The organism is Lactobacillus sp. UBA5813 (assembly GCF_002417895.1).
Classification (GTDB): Bacteria; Bacillota; Bacilli; order Lactobacillales; family Lactobacillaceae; genus Lactobacillus; species Lactobacillus amylolyticus.
Map to the genome: position 1 here is coordinate 4,727 of NZ_DICZ01000038.1, position 968 is coordinate 5,694.

At 37.8% G+C, this 968-nt stretch carries 1 protein-coding gene and 1 pseudogene; both read left to right on the forward strand.

Features of this window, described 5'->3' with window-relative positions:
• Positions 1-252: pseudogene (locus B2008_RS06935) on the forward strand (ROK family protein); the annotation flags it as partial.
• Entirely contained in the window at positions 252-965 is a 714-nt protein-coding gene (locus B2008_RS06940; protein WP_281828597.1) for an AraC family ligand binding domain-containing protein, read from the forward strand. The pseudogene B2008_RS06935 and the gene B2008_RS06940, both read left to right, overlap by 1 nt.
• Positions 966-968 lie beyond the last annotated feature (3 nt).

The following is a 968-nucleotide window of genomic DNA, read 5'->3' on the forward strand; positions in this document are numbered from 1 at the left end:
GTGGCAACGGTTATCATTAATGTTCAATCGGTTGCTGACCTTGATGCTTATGCTATAGGCGGTGGAATTTCAGCACAGCCAATCGTCGTTGAAGAAATTAACCATGCCTATGATGAAATAATCAATAGCAATCCGTTGATTGGAAAGACTTTGACTAAGCCGCAGGTCTTAGATGCTAAGTTTAAGAATAGTGCCAACTTGTATGGCGCACTCTACGACTTGCTGCTCCATGTTAATGGTGAAAAATTATAATGGCTGTCAACAAGCAGATTAAGCTGCATGAACTGGTTGTACCAACTGATCCATTGCCCGTTTGGCATTTTATTTTTCATGATGCACAATTCAGCAGCTATGTTGCTCCACACTGGCATCGCGGTATTGAATTGAGTTTTACTTTAAACGGTTCAATCAGTGATTTTCGCATTGGCAAGAGAGACTATACAACCAAGGCTGGACAAATTTTGGTCGTGAATACGCAGGTAATTCATAGCGTTGATTCTCCAAAAAATAATATTAATAAAAGTATTTCGATCATTTTCCCATTTGATTATGTTGAAAATTTTTATCCAAACATTAGTCATCAAGAAATTGATATCAATGATCCAGAAAAACTGAATGCAGATCAAAAATTCGCATATTCTGAGCTGCAAGGATTGTTGTCCCGCTTTTATTGGTTGGGGCTTTCGAATGATACTTTTAAAGATCTTGAAATGCAGCAGATTGTTGATCAAGTGCTGTTGCTTTTGCTCAGTCATTTTACCAAAGAAAAGCCAACGGAAAATCAAATTGGTCAGCGCAAAGTGTATGTTATTAATCGCCTGCAATATATTACGCAGTACGTGAATAATCACTATCAAGAGCAGATCAGCTTAGGGGATTTGGCTAAGCGCTGCAATGTTTCGAAAGAATATCTGTCTTGCTTTTTTAAAAAAGAGATGGAGATTACGGCAATGTCATTAAGTTAAGAC